General features: G+C 31.3%; 15 protein-coding genes and 10 tRNA genes. All 25 read right to left on the bottom strand.

The features are described 5' to 3' along the window. Positions 1–4 precede the first annotated feature (4 nt). Positions 5–80: transfer RNA gene (locus OCU47_RS20270), tRNA-Met, on the bottom strand. A gap of 7 nt (positions 81–87) precedes the next feature. Further along, a tRNA-Leu gene (locus OCU47_RS20265) sits at positions 88–176 on the bottom strand. A 19-nt stretch (positions 177–195) separates the two neighbouring features. Continuing rightward, positions 196–272: transfer RNA gene (locus OCU47_RS20260), tRNA-Met, on the bottom strand. A 4-nt stretch (positions 273–276) separates the two neighbouring features. After that, positions 277–352, bottom strand: a tRNA-Met gene (locus tag OCU47_RS20255). Positions 353–359: 7 nt separating this feature from the next. Next, positions 360–448, bottom strand: a tRNA-Leu gene (locus OCU47_RS20250). A 262-nt stretch (positions 449–710) separates the two neighbouring features. Further along, a tRNA-Met gene (locus OCU47_RS20245) sits at positions 711–786 on the bottom strand. A gap of 7 nt (positions 787–793) precedes the next feature. Then, a tRNA-Leu gene (locus OCU47_RS20240) sits at positions 794–882 on the bottom strand. 19 nt (positions 883–901) lie between these two features. Continuing rightward, positions 902–978: transfer RNA gene (locus OCU47_RS20235), tRNA-Met, on the bottom strand. 4 nt (positions 979–982) lie between these two features. Beyond that, a tRNA-Met gene (locus OCU47_RS20230) sits at positions 983–1,058 on the bottom strand. 4 nt (positions 1,059–1,062) lie between these two features. Continuing rightward, positions 1,063–1,151: transfer RNA gene (locus OCU47_RS20225), tRNA-Leu, on the bottom strand. Positions 1,152–1,390: 239 nt separating this feature from the next. After that, on the bottom strand, positions 1,391–1,798 hold the full coding sequence (locus OCU47_RS20220; protein ID WP_261830377.1) for a S1 domain-containing RNA-binding protein: 408 nt from the start codon (positions 1,796–1,798) through the stop codon (positions 1,391–1,393). A gap of 88 nt (positions 1,799–1,886) precedes the next feature. Next, positions 1,887–2,180 (bottom strand): cell division protein FtsL, encoded by a 294-nt coding sequence (ftsL, locus tag OCU47_RS20215; protein WP_261830376.1) that lies wholly within the window; start codon positions 2,178–2,180, stop codon positions 1,887–1,889. Between the two features lie 68 nt (positions 2,181–2,248). Then, positions 2,249–2,623, bottom strand: a complete 375-nt coding sequence (gene yabQ / locus OCU47_RS21835; RefSeq protein WP_376778064.1) for a spore cortex biosynthesis protein YabQ — start codon at positions 2,621–2,623, stop codon at positions 2,249–2,251. Between the two features lie 28 nt (positions 2,624–2,651). Beyond that, positions 2,652–2,948: a sporulation protein YabP gene (yabP, locus tag OCU47_RS20210; protein ID WP_261830375.1), complete on the bottom strand. Its 297-nt coding sequence runs from the start codon at positions 2,946–2,948 to the stop codon at positions 2,652–2,654. Positions 2,949–3,045: 97 nt separating this feature from the next. Beyond that, positions 3,046–3,306 carry an RNA-binding S4 domain-containing protein gene (locus OCU47_RS20205; protein ID WP_261830374.1) on the bottom strand — a complete coding sequence of 87 codons (261 nt, stop codon included), beginning with the start codon at positions 3,304–3,306 and terminating at the stop codon, positions 3,046–3,048. 68 nt (positions 3,307–3,374) lie between these two features. After that, positions 3,375–3,680 carry an HU family DNA-binding protein gene (locus OCU47_RS20200; protein ID WP_261830659.1) on the bottom strand — a complete coding sequence of 102 codons (306 nt, stop codon included), beginning with the start codon at positions 3,678–3,680 and terminating at the stop codon, positions 3,375–3,377. Positions 3,681–3,836: 156 nt separating this feature from the next. After that, complete coding sequence (yabN, locus tag OCU47_RS20195; protein ID WP_261830373.1) at positions 3,837–5,285, bottom strand: bifunctional methyltransferase/pyrophosphohydrolase YabN; 1,449 nt, start codon at positions 5,283–5,285, stop codon at positions 3,837–3,839. 108 nt (positions 5,286–5,393) lie between these two features. Then, positions 5,394–6,935 carry a putative polysaccharide biosynthesis protein gene (locus OCU47_RS20190; protein ID WP_261830372.1) on the bottom strand — a complete coding sequence of 514 codons (1,542 nt, stop codon included), beginning with the start codon at positions 6,933–6,935 and terminating at the stop codon, positions 5,394–5,396. A gap of 84 nt (positions 6,936–7,019) precedes the next feature. Beyond that, the gene (gene spoVT, locus OCU47_RS20185; protein WP_261830371.1) at positions 7,020–7,565 is read right to left on the bottom strand and encodes a stage V sporulation protein T; all 546 of its coding nucleotides are present in this window, start codon (positions 7,563–7,565) and stop codon (positions 7,020–7,022) included. Positions 7,566–7,722: 157 nt separating this feature from the next. Then, positions 7,723–8,736, bottom strand: coding sequence for a peptidylprolyl isomerase (locus tag OCU47_RS20180; RefSeq protein ID WP_261830370.1), 1,014 nt, complete (start codon positions 8,734–8,736; stop codon positions 7,723–7,725). 117 nt (positions 8,737–8,853) lie between these two features. Beyond that, the gene (mfd, locus tag OCU47_RS20175; RefSeq protein WP_261830369.1) at positions 8,854–12,381 is read right to left on the bottom strand and encodes a transcription-repair coupling factor; all 3,528 of its coding nucleotides are present in this window, start codon (positions 12,379–12,381) and stop codon (positions 8,854–8,856) included. Between the two features lie 25 nt (positions 12,382–12,406). Then, positions 12,407–12,973, bottom strand: coding sequence for an aminoacyl-tRNA hydrolase (gene pth / locus OCU47_RS20170; protein WP_261830368.1), 567 nt, complete (start codon positions 12,971–12,973; stop codon positions 12,407–12,409). 80 nt (positions 12,974–13,053) lie between these two features. Continuing rightward, positions 13,054–14,208, bottom strand: a complete 1,155-nt coding sequence (locus OCU47_RS20165) for a S1C family serine protease (protein ID WP_261830367.1) — start codon at positions 14,206–14,208, stop codon at positions 13,054–13,056. 27 nt (positions 14,209–14,235) lie between these two features. Continuing rightward, on the bottom strand, positions 14,236–15,660 hold the full coding sequence (locus OCU47_RS20160) for a sensor histidine kinase (protein ID WP_261830366.1): 1,425 nt from the start codon (positions 15,658–15,660) through the stop codon (positions 14,236–14,238). After that, positions 15,661–16,347, bottom strand: a complete 687-nt coding sequence (locus OCU47_RS20155) for a response regulator transcription factor (RefSeq protein ID WP_261830365.1) — start codon at positions 16,345–16,347, stop codon at positions 15,661–15,663. It abuts the gene before it with no gap. Positions 16,348–16,536: the final 189 nt, after the last annotated feature.

The following is a 16,536-nucleotide window of genomic DNA, read 5'->3' as shown; positions in this document are numbered from 1 at the left end:
ATATTGGTTGCGGGGGCAGGACTTGAACCTACGACCTTCGGGTTATGAGCCCGACGAGCTACCAACTGCTCCACCCCGCGTTATTATTGGTGCCGAAGACCGGAATCGAACCGGTACGATGTTTTAGCATCGCAGGATTTTAAGTCCTGTGCGTCTGCCAGTTCCGCCACTTCGGCATATTTTCTTTTTTTAATATGGTAGCGGAAATAGGACTTGAACCTACGACCCTTCGGGTATGAACCGAATGCTCTAGCCAGCTGAGCTATTCCGCCACATTGGTTGCGGGGGCAGGACTTGAACCTACGACCTTCGGGTTATGAGCCCGACGAGCTACCAACTGCTCCACCCCGCGTTATTATTGGTGCCGAAGACCGGAATCGAACCGGTACGATGTTTTAGCATCGCAGGATTTTAAGTCCTGTGCGTCTGCCAGTTCCGCCACTTCGGCATTTCTTTTTTGTTATTTAATAAGCATACGCTTACTGCCATTTATTAGAGTTTTATCCACCACTCTCATCAGCGACATATTTTATTATAGGGCATACTTCGAATGCTGTCAACACTATTATGTATCATTTAGGTATATCCCAAAAACATGTAGATATATGGCATATAGAAAGTTCATTTTTTATTATGTTAATAGCATAAATTCTATTTTACAAATAAAAAAAGCTGTATTAAAACACTTAATACAACCTGATAAATTCTTATGGTTGCGGGGGCAGGACTTGAACCTACGACCTTCGGGTTATGAGCCCGACGAGCTACCAACTGCTCCACCCCGCGTTATTATTGGTGCCGAAGACCGGAATCGAACCGGTACGATGTTTTAGCATCGCAGGATTTTAAGTCCTGTGCGTCTGCCAGTTCCGCCACTTCGGCATATTTTCTTTTTTTAATATGGTAGCGGAAATAGGACTTGAACCTACGACCCTTCGGGTATGAACCGAATGCTCTAGCCAGCTGAGCTATTCCGCCATATTGGTTGCGGGGGCAGGACTTGAACCTACGACCTTCGGGTTATGAGCCCGACGAGCTACCAACTGCTCCACCCCGCGTTATTGGTGCCGAAGACCGGAATCGAACCGGTACGATGTTTTAGCATCGCAGGATTTTAAGTCCTGTGCGTCTGCCAGTTCCGCCACTTCGGCATTTCTTTGTTACTCATGAATACTTTACTCATCAACATCTAACAGATTTCTGATTTCCGTACTCACTAGCGACATGTTTTATTATATGACATACTTCGAATACTGTCAACACTTTTTATATATTTTTTATTTTGTGTAAAAAATCCTTTCCCACATAACACTAATAAATAACGCCACTTTATCAATATTATTCGCAATAAGGAGCCATTGCATTGCAACAGCTCCTCATAAAATTTATATTAAAAATTCTTTTTACTACTCTTTGATTTAAAATCCTGATGCTTTTTAACATCAGCTAATCTTTCTTCACTATCTTTTAAAAATCTAGACATTATATCCTCAAACTTAGCTGAAGATTGTTGTTTCTTTTTCTCTGAATCCCAATCTATTTCAGCTGGCTTAGCACTCTTTTTTACTGGATTAGCTTGCTTTATTGATAAGCTAATTTTACCATTAGGATCAATACCTAATACCTTTACTTTTACTTTGTCTTGTTCCTTCAAATGCTCTTTTATGTCTTTTACGAAAGAATCTGCAACTTCTGATATATGAACTAGACCAGTTTTGCCCTCCACTTCTACAAATGCTCCGAAATTCGTGATATTAACTATTGTTCCTTCTAATATACTTCCTGCCTCTAAGGTCATGTTAAAAAGACTCCTCCTTAAATTTAAATATATGTTATTAATATAATAACCTTTTTTATTTTTGTTTCTAAAAAATCATTCCTATAGCCTAATTCTTTTTATCGTTTGCATTGCTATTTTCTTGAACAATTACTTCTTCACCAGGTTTTATCATTTTTAACCTTTCCCTAGCCTTTCTTTCAATAAAAGCGTCAGTTTTAGTTTCATTGACTTCATCCTGCAATTGCTGGTTTGATTCTTTCAACTGATTAATTTGTTTTTGTTTTTCAGTTATTTGTTGTTGTATTTTATTCATAGTAGAATTTTGTCTTATTAAACTTACTGCAACAACGCAAAATATAATGGCAATAACTACTCTCTTAACGGTAATTTTCTTATTCATATTATTACCTCTTAAATCATAACTTATTTACACTTAATATTTTAATAACTATTGACCATATATTCAAGTTATTTTTTCTCTGATTTATTTTTATATAAAAGCAGCCTAATTACATACGATATATTTTTATAGGCTATTCTGACAGACTTCATAATACTATTCCCTATGGTTCTTTCTAAATTGAAAATAGTCTTTGAAAAAAACTTTAAATATATTATTACCCCTACTAGCAATAATACATATATATAAGTACCCATAATAGCGTAATTATTATATAACAAAAATGTAAATACAATAATTGAACATAATATCCAAAATAAAATGTCCTCACAAAACTTAAAAACAATAGGAAGATTATCTCCTCTAATTATTCTATAGACATCATACAACATACCAATGATAATTCCCGATAATAACCCAAATAATATTATCTTAAATTGCATGTACATAGGTAATAACATTAATTATCACCTACCTAAATAATCTTGCTAATATGCTGTCTTTTTTTTCAGGTTTTACATTACCAGTAGCATACACTAAGGAACTAATGGTACCTACCATTATTACATCCCCATTTTGGACATCTAGTTTATTCATTTTCAACTCCTGTCCCTTTATGGTTAACATACCTAAGCAAGTATTTAATAATATTTTTTCATCATCAAAGCTTAAAACTTCTATAACACCTGTTAAAACTAGTTTTTTTCTGCTATCTAAGGTTAGATTACTTTTCTTATCTTGAACTTTTAAATCTTTATTTGTTTCCATTTGAACCCTCCACTCATCATTATATGTATTCTACATATTCTATACATATTTAAATATATGAGTAGTTGTTACTGTATATTCAAACAAAGATAGTTCTTTATTCTGTATCTTCTTCTCCTTCAAGAATTTTATACATTTCTTTTGCATCATCTTTTCTAACATGCTCTGCTATATTAATTATTTCTGCTTTTATAGTTTTGTTTGCAAATCTAATATCTATAATATCGCCTTCTTTTATCTCTGTAGATGGCTTAGCCAGTTTGCCATTGATTGAAACTCTCCCACCTTCACATGCTTCTTTAGCTACAGTTCTTCTTTTTATAATTCTAGATACCTTTAAATATTTATCTAATCTCATACAAGTACTCCTTCAAAAACTAATTATAAAAAAACCCGAGTTAAACTCGGGTTTTTACAGAGAAATAATTACTTATTAACTCTTTCTTTAAATTCTTTTCCTGCTTTAAATACAGGAACTTTAGATGCAGCTATTTGGATAACTTCCTTAGTTCTAGGATTTCTTCCTTCTCTAGCAGCTCTTTCTCTAGTTTCAAAAGTTCCAAACCCAACTAGTTGAACCTTATCTCCACTTTCTAATGCATCTTGCACGCTTTCGATGAAAGCTTTTAATGCAACCTCTGCATCCTTTTTAGTAATATTACTCTTTTCTGCCATGCTTGTGATTAATTCTGCTTTATTCACGTTCACATCCTCCTTAAATTCAACCTTTATTTTAGCACTATGTGCTATTATTCACATTACCATATTATATATCTAATTAATGGCTTAGTAAATATATTTATCAATTTACACTAGATTATATCATTAAATTATCCGTGTAGTTGTATATATTCTGTAAAAATATTAAAATTCCTTCTACTTTAGCCATTATTTTTCTTGTTTTTTTGCTATTTCCCAAAGTTTATCCATTTCTTGCAACGTCATTTGTTCAATATTATTACCTTTTTTCATCGCCTCTTCTTCTATAAAAGAAAATCTTTTTATAAATTTTTTACAAGTTCCTTTCACAGCATCCTCACTATCAACTCCTAAAAATCTTGCTAAATTTACACAGGCAAATATTAAATCTCCCATTTCATCTTTTATTCTTGCCTCATTTTGACCATTATATACCTGTTTTACTTCTTTTAATTCTTCTTCTATCTTTAAAATTACATCTTCAACTTTATCCCAATCAAATCCAACCTTAGAAGCTTTCTTTTGAATCTTCTGTGCCCTCAACAATCCAGGTAATGCTTTAGCTACTGCATTTAATTCATCTGTAACAGTGTTGAGTGATTTTTCTTTTTTCTTTAATTCATCCCATGCTTTTAATACTCCTTCAGTATCCTTCACATTAGCTTCGCCAAATACATGCGGATGTCTGCTCACCATTTTATTATGAACAACTTCAACTATATCATTTAAGTCAAAGTAAGCCTCTTCTTTACCTATTACAGAATGGAATACTACCTGAAAAAGAACATCTCCTAGTTCTTCTATAATCCCATCATAATCTTCTTTTTCAATAGCATCTACAACTTCATAGCTCTCTTCTAAAAGAGCATTTTTTACACTTTCATGAGTTTGCTCCCTATCCCAAGGACATCCATTCTCACCTCTTAACACTTCTACAAGATTCACCAAATCATATATATCTTTTTTATTTTCTAAATCTTTAGGAATATATATTGATGTCAGGTAATCTATATCTTCTTGTCTATCCATTTCATAAAGTGGTATCTTCCTTATACTTTCTAACCCTTTAACACCAGCAGCTCTAATAAAATAAATTTCTGTTTCATCTTTGTAATAATCTAATAACTTCAATTTAACCTCAGATGCTATAAATTGATTATAAACCTGCGTGATAATGGTTCCTATTCTCTTATCCATAATTTGATTTTCCATATCAAAAGCATCTATAATTTTCAATCCTTCTATTGGATCTATTTTTAATGCTTCTATAATGGCATCTACAAAGCTCACAGCTGGCAGTATATCATAGGTTATATTCTCTTTTTCACATAAAGATATCAAGTTAAGAACTGATCTCTCAGCAACTAAAGGATGCCCTGGAACTGCATATACTAAATCTTTTTCCCTTGCTTTAACAATTAAATCCTCAGCAATCGTTTTATATACCTCATCAAAACTTTGATTATTTTCGTAAGAATAATCATATGTTTCAAATTTAATTCCTAACTCTCGTAGATAGTCAACTGTAGGATGTTTTTCTGTTCTTAAAAAAATGTAATCACTTTCTTTAAGTGCATTTATCGTCCCAAGAGTTAATCCACTTTCAGCTCCTGGTCCTAATCCAACTATTTTTATCATTAGAAATCCTCCCTATAATGTTTCTGTATATTGTTAATTAATTGACTAAAAAAAATATTTTTGCCAATTAGATTTACTCTCCTAAGTTTAGATAAATAATTTTATATATTATTTATTTCTTTTAAGATATCTCTCCTTTAAAAAATCATAATCAAATACTCCTAGTAATATTAACAACAATACATATATAATAATACCAACAAATATAGAAATCAAGGTTGCTACAATGCTATTCCTTGTTATAAAAATTAGTTTCATATAAACGAACAATACTGACAATATCATTATTACAGCGGCCAAGCTTGGCTTAATTAAGTTTTCAAAAATATTACACCTATATTCAGTTTTAATATATAAAAATATTAAATTTAAAATTGCTGCTACAACATATGCTAAAATTGATGCAATTACTGCTCCATATATATTTATAGATTTTATAGGAACAAGCATACTTGTAAAAATAATCTTAACCATGCATCCTATCAGCATGTTAATAACCGGAACCTTTAAATAATCTAATGCCTGTAAAATAGCTGTAGTGGTCTGTGCAAAGATAATAAATGGTATAGATATAGAGAGATACTTCAGTATAATAAATCCATCATACTTACCTGGAAATATCAATTTCATTATTGGTTCAGCCATGAAATAATAACCTAGAAAACATGGTATAGCAATAACAGCTGAAAATTTCATTGCTAAAGATATCTTGTTATTTACCTCGATATTATTCTTAACAGCATGATTGCTAGATATAACTGGAATAAGAGAAACACTTAATGCCATTGATAAAGTTAGCGGTATATTTATTAATACATTAGCCTTTCCTGTTAACTGTGCATATAAAATAGTTGAAGTTACGTAATCAAGCCCTGCTTTTAATAATTCCTGTGGAACCAACACTGAATCTATTAAACTCATTACAGCTCCCACAGAAGCCCCTACTGCTATAGGAACAGCTATATTTAGGAACCTGTCCATAATTGCAATATTTTTCTTTACAGTTTTTAAATTATATTCTTTTTTAATTTTTTTATATTTATATATTAAATATCCACTTCCAAGAATTCCTCCTGCAGCAGCACCAAAGGCCGCTCCTCCTGCTGAATACTGAATACCCTTATTAAAGAATAAAACTGCAAATCCTACTCCGATTATAACCCTGCCTATTTGCTCAATTATTTGGGATACAGCTGTATAATTCATATTTTGAAATCCTTGAAAAAATCCCCTTAGAACCATCATTACTGATACTGCTATTGGTGCAAAAGAAATACCAATCAATGAATAATAAGATTTAGGATCCCATTTTAAAATCTTCACTATATATGGAGCTCCCAAAAATAAAAGAAGCGACATACTTGTCCCAAATATAAGCATAAACTTCATTGATGATTTATTCGCTTCAAAAGCTCCTTCTATATCACCTACAGCAATTCTTTCAGATACAATTTTTGATACTGCTACTGGTATACCAGAAGCAAAAGCCACAAAAAACATATATAAAGGGTACGACATTTGATAATATCCAACGCCTTCATCACCTATAAGCATTATTAATGGCCATCTAAAAAACAGACCCAGAAACCTTGTAAAGATTCCTGCTAGTCCTAATATAAGACTTCCTTTTATTAAAGATTGAGTTTTCATAAATACCTCCAAACTACTATTTATTTTATTACTATTTCAAGTTTGGAGGTATTATTACAATAACTTTATAATAAATATTATGTACTATTGTTCCATTTGTTTTCCTAAAAATGCTGCTGCTGTTTCAATAAGCTTCTTTTCTAGCTCTCCAAAAGTCTCTCCAGCTTCTTTAGATAGAATTATTACAGCACCTATTGCATCACCTTCAGCTATTATAGGGGCTATAACTTGTGAAGAATACTTCCCTTCTGCTGAATCTTCTGTGTATAATGGAATTACATTATCACTTAAATTCGCTGTCTTTCTGTCTTCCATAATTTTTTCTAATTCACTGCTTATTTTCTTTTCAAAAAAATCCTTTTTTGCAGTTCCACTAACAGAAATAAATGTATCTTTATCAGCGATTAATATAATATGTCCAATAGATTGTTGCAAGCTTTCAGCATATTCTTTTGAGAAATCAGCCAACTCACCTATAGGAGAATATTTTTTTAAGATTACCCCACCTTCTCTATCAGTAAATATTTCTAGAGGATCTCCTTCCCTTATTCTTAATGTTCTTCTTATTTCCTTTGGAATTACCACCCTTCCTAAATCATCAATACGTCTAACAATTCCTGTTGCTTTCATTAATGCTGTCCCTCCTTAAAATTATCTTTTGTTATTTATATGTTTGTATGCTTATATTATTTATCAATTTATATATTTTATTCACTTCATGGTTATAATTTCATACAAATTAAAAAAGTATGAATCTTTTTATAGATTCATACTTTTTTAATTATTTTTAGTATAATATTGCTAAATTCTCATTCTTAGTTGTTACTTTATATTCTGTTTTCCAAGCACTAAAAGTAGTATTCCATAATGCAGTACTCTTAGTGTCCTTAAGAGTGCTCATTATTTTATCTTTAACATCAGCAAGTGGTTGATAGTGCTTATCTGTCTTTATATTCTTAACCATTATTATATGATATCCAAATTGAGATTTTACTGGATTTGAGATTTCACCTTCTTTAAGTTTCTTTGCTCCAGCTAAGAAATCCTTATCCATGTTAGCTTCATCATATTGAACAAATCCTAAGGAACCACCTGTAGTTTTAGTTCCATCAGTACCATATTTTGCAGCTTCATCTGCAAATTTAGCACCACCATCTAATTCTTTCTTTATTTTTTTAGCTTCATCTTCTGTAGCTACAAGTATATGATACATATCTGCACCAGCACCCTTAGAGTAATCTGTTTCTTTATGTGTATCATAATACTTTTGTACTTCTTCATCAGTAACTTTTATATCTTTAACAACGTTCTGCTTAACTGTAGTAGTAATAATTGAATCTTTAATAGCTTTCTTTAATTGATCTTCTGTCATATTTTCAGCCTTTAAAGCTTCTTTGTATTTAGCATCATCATTTTCATACATTTCTTTTATCTGCTTTAACTTGTCATCTATTTGTTTATTTAGATCAGCATCTGTTGGCATTATCTTTAGTGTTACAGCCTTCTTAGCGCAAACCTTTTGTTCTAATATAGAGTTTAATGCATTTGTTCTTTGATCTACTAAAGCTTTTTTACCTTCTGCGCTTGCTGATAAATCCTGTCCGTATTGTTGTTTAATTTGAGAGATAACGCTACCCAATAACTTATCTACATCACTTAATGTTATCTTTTCCCCATCAACTGTAGCTACTACTGACTTTTTCTTTGCATCTGGAGTCTTTTGAATCATATCACATCCAGCTAAAGAAAATACCAGACTTCCGCATAACAACACTTCTATTAATCTTTTTATTTTTTTCACTGCTATTCCTCACCTTTCAAATTTATAAAACATCATAAATTTTTAGTATATTTCAGTACTCTAAATAAGTATACCAATTAGAAACATAAATTTCAATTTTTTATTTTTTAAAATTTTCTAAACATTGTTTCTTATCTCTAAAGCATAATCTAACATTTCCTTAAAAACAACTAATATATCTTCCCTTTTTATTTCCTTAGCTCTATACACTAGTACAGATTTATTCTCAATTGAAAGATATACTTGATGTTTATACTTATTCATTAACATCAAAATACTGTTTTTATCCACCTTGCTGTCATCATAAAATCTAAACAACACCTCATCCTGCTTCTCTTTTACTTCTTCTATCCCTAGCATATTAGCCTTACTCTTAATATAGGCTATATCCATTAAATTAAACACAGGTTGAGGTATGTCTGAAAATCTATCTTCCAACTCTTCCTTAATCTCTAGGTAGTCTTGTGAATTTTCTATAGCTGCAATCTTTTTATAGATAGTAATCTTCTGAATTTCATCTTCAATAAATTCTGATGGAATATAAGCATCTATTTTTAATTCTATAGATGTTTCAATAGGTTCAGAATCTATCTCCCCTTTTACTAACCTTATTGTATCTTCTAACATTCTACAATATAAATCATAACCTATGGCAGACATATGACCATGCTGAGCTGAGCCCATCATGTTACCTGCTCCTCTTATCTCTAAATCTCTCATAGCAATTTTGAACCCTGAACCTAATTCTGTAAAATCTTTTAATGCTTTTAATCTCTTCTCTGCTACTTCTGTTAGAATCTTATCCTTCTTATATACAAAATAAGCATATGCAATCTTATTAGACCTTCCTACTCTACCTCTTAACTGATAAAGTTGTGAAAGTCCCATCTTATCTGCATTATAAACAATCATTGTATTTACATTCGGTAAATCAATACCTGTTTCAATTATGGTTGTACATAGCAATACATCATACTCTCTATTCATAAATGCTATCATTTCTGTTTCTAGCTGTCTTTCAGTCATTTGTCCATGAACTATAGCAATTCTGCATTCAGGTACTAGTTTTGTTAAATAATCGCCTATACTCTGAATATCATCAACTCTATTATATACAAAAAATATCTGACCATCCCTATTCATTTCTCTTAATATTGCATCTCTAATAAGTTGATCATTTTGTTCAACAACATAAGTTTGAATAGGATATCTTTCTTCTGGAGGAGTTTCTATAACTGAAATATCTCTAACACCAGTCAATGACATATGCAAAGTTCTTGGAATTGGAGTAGCACTTAACGTTAATACATCTACATTTTTTTTGATTTCTTTCATCTTTTCTTTTTGTGCAACACCAAACCTTTGCTCTTCATCTATTATTAGTAACCCTAAATCCTTAAATACTATGTCCTTTGACACCATTCTATGGGTTCCTATTAATATATCAACATTTCCTTCTTTGACGGCTTGTATGGTAGCTTTTTGCTCTTTAGCAGTCCTAAATCTACTTATCATATCTATTTTTACAGGAAAATCAGAAAATCTATTTTTCATATTTTTATAGTGCTGATCTGCTAGTATAGTTGTTGGCACTAAAAATGCTACCTGTTTTCCCTCCATGACTGCCTTAAATGCTCCTCTTACTGCCACTTCAGTCTTTCCATATCCAACATCACCACATAGTAATCTATCCATAGGCTTATCAGATTCCATATCCTCTTTAATTTCTTCTAATGAAGTTAATTGATCTGGAGTTTCTTCATAGGGAAATTCATCCTCAAATTGTTTCTGCCACTCAGTATCTTTTGAGAACTTATGCCCCTTTACTGTATTTCTAATAGCATAAAGTTTAACCAATTCTTCAGCAATTTCATTTATTGATTTTTTAACCTTAGCTTTGGCCTTTTGCCATTCTGCTGTTCCTAACTTATTTACTTTTGGATGTGTACCTTCCCCCCCAATGTACTTTTGCACTAAATCTAATTGATCTACAGGCACATATAATTTATCACCTTTTGCATATTCGATATCTAAATAGTCACGCTTATTTCCATTGGTTTCTATCTGCTTTATTCCTTTATAAACTCCAATACCATTATTCGCATGTACAACATAATCTCCAGGCTTTAACTCAGCAAAAGTAGTAATCTTAGCTACACCTTTCCTTTTTGATGCCTTTCCACGTGATAACTTTCTTTTTGCTTCTCCAAAAACCTCTTTATCAGAAATTATACATAACTTAAGATCTGGATATTCAAACCCTTTTAATTGGTTACCAAAGGTAATAACTACTTCACCACATTGTATATCAGAAATAGTATCAGCGTATCGACTCTCTATCTCTCTATCCCTTAATGTTTCTACAAGACGTTCACCTCTTGGTCTTGTACCAGACAAAATTATTATCCTATAACCCTGTTGTTTTTTTAACCGTATATCATCAATTAACAAATCTAACTGACCATGATAATCATGAGAAATTGTTTGATTTATTGGTATACTCTCTAAAAGATTAATAAAATCATTTCTATCTGTAAATGTATTCATAGAAACAATATTTTGCTCATTAAAATATTCCTTAATTTGATCTAAGCCAAGTAACAAGTTTCCTTGTTCTGGTAATATATTGCCTCTTGATAGAAATGCCGAATAATTTTCTTGGAACTCAAAATTAACACTTTCAACTTTTCCTTTACATCTTTCAACTTCATCCATTACAAATAAAAAGTCTTTTGTAAACTCAAAAAAATTAGAAGGCTTCTCAAAGAAAAATGTTAAATAACTCTCAATAGTTTCAAAATTCCAAGTTTCTCTAAGACTTTCTATGTTTGCATTGACTGTAGAAGTAATCCTATCTACAACATCTCTTTCTTCTTTACCTCTTCCACTTACAAATTGTGAAAGCTGCTCTGTCATTAATTCAATTCCTCTATTAATGTTTTCTTCCTTAAGAACCACTTCTTTAGCAGGAAAGACCTCACAACAACTTACCTTTTCAATGCTTCTCTGGGATTCAACATTAAAGGTTCTTATTGAATCAACCTCATCATCAAACAATTCTATTCTATACGGTATTGTAGCAGTAGGTGGATATAAATCTAATATTCCACCTCTTAATGAAAATTGACCTTTTCCATCAACAACTTCCATCCTAGTATATCCAGCTTGAACCAACTTGGTAGTTATCTCATTAAAGTCAACAGTTTCACCAACCTTAATAGTAAAACTATGCTCTTTTATCAAATCCAGAGGAGTGTAATTAGCAGAAAAGTTTTCTACAGATGTAACAATTATTTTCTTCCTTTTGCTTTCAATAATCTCCTTTAGAATTTTTAACCTCGCCCATCTTAAATCACCAGAAATTGCATCTATATTATAAAATACTACTTCTTTAGATGGAAAGTAGTACACTTCATTTATATACAAGGACAAATCTTCATATATATTTCTAGCCTCATAATCGCTATGAGTTACTACTACAATTGATTTTTCGCTACTACCAAACAACGCACTAACAAAATAACTCTTGCCTGATTCAGATAATCCATTTATTCCTATAGGAAACTTTCTTTCCTTGATCATAGATTGAATCTGCATAAATTCTTTTGATTCCAATAATGGAATCATAATTCCATCTAGCCTCACATTCTCTCCTCCATAAAAATGAATTTTACTCTGCACTAAATCCATTAAATTTATTCATTGCAACCTTAGCATCATACTTTATTATTGTTTCTACAGCTTCTGTAGCAGCTGGTATGACCTTGCTTAATAGTTCCACTTGTTCATCGGAAAATTTCCCCAAAACATGAGATATTAAATCATGGTCTGGCTGTCCCACTCCAACTTTAACCCTTGGAAAAATATCAGCGCCCAAGTTTTGTATGATACTTTTTATACCATTATGTCCGCCTGCACTACCTTTATCTCTTATCCTGAGTTTTCCTACAGGTAAACTTATATCATCATATATTACTATTATATCCTCTTTTTCTAATTTATAAAATTTAATTACGTCATTTATACTTTCACCACTTAAATTCATATAAGTAGTTGGTTTTAGAAAGATTACTTTTTCTCCATTTATATTTGTTTCTCCATAAATGCCTTTAAATTTCACTCTATTTATCTCTACATTATATTTTTTAGCCATATAATCAACTACCGCAAAACCAATATTATGTCTAGTATTATCATACTCTTTACCTGGATTTCCAAGCCCAACGATTAGTTTCATAATTTCCTCCTAAAACTCATTATTATTTTCAAGTTATTTCAGCAACAACGAAAAAGTAGCAATAATTTGTTGCTACTTTTCTATTTAGCTTCTTCTAATACTATTGTAACCTCTATCTTCTTACTTCTTCTAAGTATCTTACACTTTATCTTATCCCCAGCTTTATGACTTTTCATACAATTAGTTATATCATCTAATGTAGATATTTCTTTACCATCAATGCTTAAAATTATGTCTAAAGGCAAAATACCAGCCTTTTTAGCAGCTCCATTTGATTCTACATTTTGAACATATATCCCCTTGCGATATTTATCTTCAATTTCCACACCATCAAAGCCTAAAGAAGTTCTTTTTACTCGTCCATAGTCAATAAGTGAATTTGCCACATCTTGAACTTCATTTATTAATATAACATAATTATATGGTGGTTTGGAATATATATCTGAAATATACTTACTATTTAAACCTATTACTTCACCATATTCATCTACTAATGCTCCACCAACATTCTCTGAGCTTATTGGAGCATTAGTCTGGATGACATTATAACTAATCTTATCAGTATCATTTTTACCTTCTAATTCAATCTTTTTATTTAATGAATTTATCATACCAGTGACAGCGAACCCTAAATAATCGTCTCCTGTGGAATTGCCTACACTCATTACATTATCCCCTACCTTCAGAGAATACATAGTTCCAATATTAGGAGTTTCTAAGTTTTCTTTTGGAATTTTAATAACTGCCACATCTGTTATATCATCAAACCCTATAAGTTTACCTTTATAATAACTATTAACTCCAAGAGAAGGTATTTTTACAACTATTGGGTCTATCTTGGAAATCGCATTGTAACTTGAAATAATATATCCATTTGATCTAATAATTATTCCGGATGTATTTATTGTTAAATTCTGCTTAAATCCATTTTCACTATTACTTATACTCACAATAGACTTTGCAAGTTTATCCATGTTCTCCTGCTTAACAGCATATGAATTTCCTTTTTCCGTAACTTTAAATATAGACTGAACTTTAGCAGTTTGTGGATAATATTTATTTACAACATATAGACCTGCTATAGTACCAAATACAGTGGAAATGATCACTATAGTAAATCCCTTTGCAAACAATATAGCCTTCCTTCTATGATTAGATTGCTTAAACTTTATTCCTCCAGTATTCTCACTCTGGTTAATAGTTCTATCTGATTGTGCTGTTAATCTCCTTTTCATCTATTTCCTCCGAGCTTTTGATTGATATTAGACTCTTTTTAAAGTAAAAGTAAAAGTTACTCCCTTTTCAGGAGTTTTGTTTTCAACCCAAATATCTTCACCATGTTGAGTTAATATATTTCTTACAATAGGGAGTCCCAAACCTGTGCTTATCTTATTTGTTCTAGACTTGTCAGACTTATAAAATCTATCCCAAATATGCTTAATTTCCTCATTTGATATAGCCGGTCCATCATTGTAAAAGCTAATGTAAGCTTTATCTCCTCTAATTTTTGTATGAATCTTTATATTACCCTTTTGCAAACAATACTTTATAGCATTATCAAGCAGATTAGTTACAACTTGCATTATTCTATCTCTATCTCCCCAAACATATAAATGCTGTTCAGATAAAACAACTTCCACATTAAGATTTTTATCCTTTATTTTTTGCTCACAATTTATAACACACAACTTAACAACTTCATTTATATTTAATTCTACTTTGTTAAGATTAAATTTACCTGATTCCATAACTGATAAATCTAGTAAATCATTTACTAATCTTGTTAATCTCATTATTTCATCATTTACTATATTAAGATAATAATTTTCCTTGTCTTTAGGGATAACACCATCCAATATACCCGAAATAAATCCTTTCATAGAAGTTATAGGAGATCTCAATTCATGTGAAACATTAGAGATAAATTCACGCCTGTTCTTCTCTACCTTTTCTAGAGAATCTGCCATAATGTTAAATGATTCCGCTAACTCCCCTATTTCATCATCTGAATTCATATCTACTCTATTCTGAACATCACCCTTAGTCAACTTTTTAGCTGCTACATTTATCTTTTCAAGAGGACTTATAAGAATTTTTTGTGAAAAATAATACACAACTATATTAGCAAAAATCAATGCAATTATAGCAGTCAACCATATAATTACGTACACTTTAAAAAGGGGATCTTTAATATTTTCCAAAGGTGTCGATATTATAAGTACCCCTTTAAATGCTCCATTTGCAACAACAGGCATCTCATATGCATATTGTGGTGTATCCTTTGAGGTATATCTAAAATTTTGTTCTTCTACAGCGACTCCTCTTTGCAACAAATCAGCTTTTTTAAGATCTACAAATGCATATAATGCACGAGAAGCTGTTCTTGGGTATGTGCTGTTTGCCGCACACACATATCCACTTGAATCTAATAGTGCAATATCTCCATCAATAGCGCTTACTGCTATATCAAACTGTCCTCTAAGTTCGTCATTACTAGTTGAATTATTTAGCACCTTCACTGATGAATTAAATAATTGCTTTCCTTCTCTTTCAAATAAGTTTCTTTTCTGTTCAAAAAAATATCCATTTAACCAGACAGATAATATAGTAGCTACTACAATAAAACTGCATCCTATTATCCCAGTAAAAGTTAATAATAGCTTTGAAACCAAGCTACCTTTATTCATTTATTTCACCTCAAACTTATATCCTACTCCCCAAACTGTTTCTAATTGCCATCCATCTCCACCTTGAAGCTTTTCTCTCAACCTCTTAACATGCACATCTACTGTTCTTGAGTCTCCTGGATAATCATATCCCCATACTTCACAAAGTAATTGTTCTCTAGTAAATACACGATTTCTATTACTTGCTAAATAGTAAAGAAGTTCAAATTCTTTAGGTGGCATTTTTATTTCTGCATTCTTGTACAATACATTATAAGAGTTCACATCTATAATTAAATCAGTAAAGTTCAGCACTTCTTTCCCCGCAGAGTCTGAATTGTATCTTCTCATTACAGCTTTAACTCTAGCAATAAGTTCTTTAGGCTCAAATGGTTTTACTATGTAATCATCAGCACCTAATTCTAAGGCTAAGACCTTATCAAAAGTTTCTCCTTTTGCTGTTAACATAATCACTGGAAGTTCACTGCCTCTTCTTATCCACTTTAATACATCTATTCCGTCCATTCCAGGCAACATCATATCTAATAAAACTAAATCTGGATTATATTCATCAAAAACTTCTTGAACCATTTTCCCATTATTTATAACCTTAGTTCCATAATTAGAGCTTTCTAAATACATCTTAATAACTTCACATATGTTTTCATCGTCATCTACTATAAGAATTTTTCCTAGTTGACCGTCCATATTATCACTCCTTAATTATCAATCCTAATTTATAATTTACCACATCTTTGAGATGTATAATACGATTTTTTAAAAAAGTTACAATTTATTTACTCTATGTATTCTTTTAAGCAAAAATCAGGCGTGTTTTTAAATTTAACACGCCTGACTTTTGCTATTTAGGTTTATCTTAGGCATCTTCAAAAAATA

Origin of the sequence: Clostridium sp. TW13 (genome assembly GCF_024345225.1) — a bacterium.
Lineage (GTDB): Bacteria > Bacillota > Clostridia > Clostridiales > Clostridiaceae > Inconstantimicrobium > Inconstantimicrobium mannanitabidum.
The sequence above is the reverse complement of the archived record's forward strand: the minus strand, read 5'-3'. Positions and strand labels throughout refer to the sequence as shown.

Coding starts and splice junctions, on each gene's coding strand:
- OCU47_RS20220 (WP_261830377.1), bottom strand. CDS start 1,798: ATGACCTTAGAGGCAGGAAGTATATTAGAAGGAACAATAGTTAATATC.
- ftsL (WP_261830376.1), bottom strand. CDS start 2,180: ATGAATAAGAAAATTACCGTTAAGAGAGTAGTTATTGCCATTATATTT.
- yabQ (WP_376778064.1), bottom strand. CDS start 2,623: ATGCAATTTAAGATAATATTATTTGGGTTATTATCGGGAATTATCATT.
- yabP (WP_261830375.1), bottom strand. CDS start 2,948: ATGGAAACAAATAAAGATTTAAAAGTTCAAGATAAGAAAAGTAATCTA.
- OCU47_RS20205 (WP_261830374.1), bottom strand. CDS start 3,306: ATGAGATTAGATAAATATTTAAAGGTATCTAGAATTATAAAAAGAAGA.
- yabN (WP_261830373.1), bottom strand. CDS start 5,285: ATGATAAAAATAGTTGGATTAGGACCAGGAGCTGAAAGTGGATTAACT.
- OCU47_RS20190 (WP_261830372.1), bottom strand. CDS start 6,935: ATGAAAACTCAATCTTTAATAAAAGGAAGTCTTATATTAGGACTAGCA.
- spoVT (WP_261830371.1), bottom strand. CDS start 7,565: ATGAAAGCAACAGGAATTGTTAGACGTATTGATGATTTAGGAAGGGTG.
- pth (WP_261830368.1), bottom strand. CDS start 12,973: ATGAAACTAATCGTTGGGCTTGGAAATCCAGGTAAAGAGTATGATAAT.
- OCU47_RS20165 (WP_261830367.1), bottom strand. CDS start 14,208: ATGAAAAGGAGATTAACAGCACAATCAGATAGAACTATTAACCAGAGT.
- OCU47_RS20160 (WP_261830366.1), bottom strand. CDS start 15,660: ATGAATAAAGGTAGCTTGGTTTCAAAGCTATTATTAACTTTTACTGGG.
- OCU47_RS20155 (WP_261830365.1), bottom strand. CDS start 16,347: ATGGACGGTCAACTAGGAAAAATTCTTATAGTAGATGACGATGAAAAC.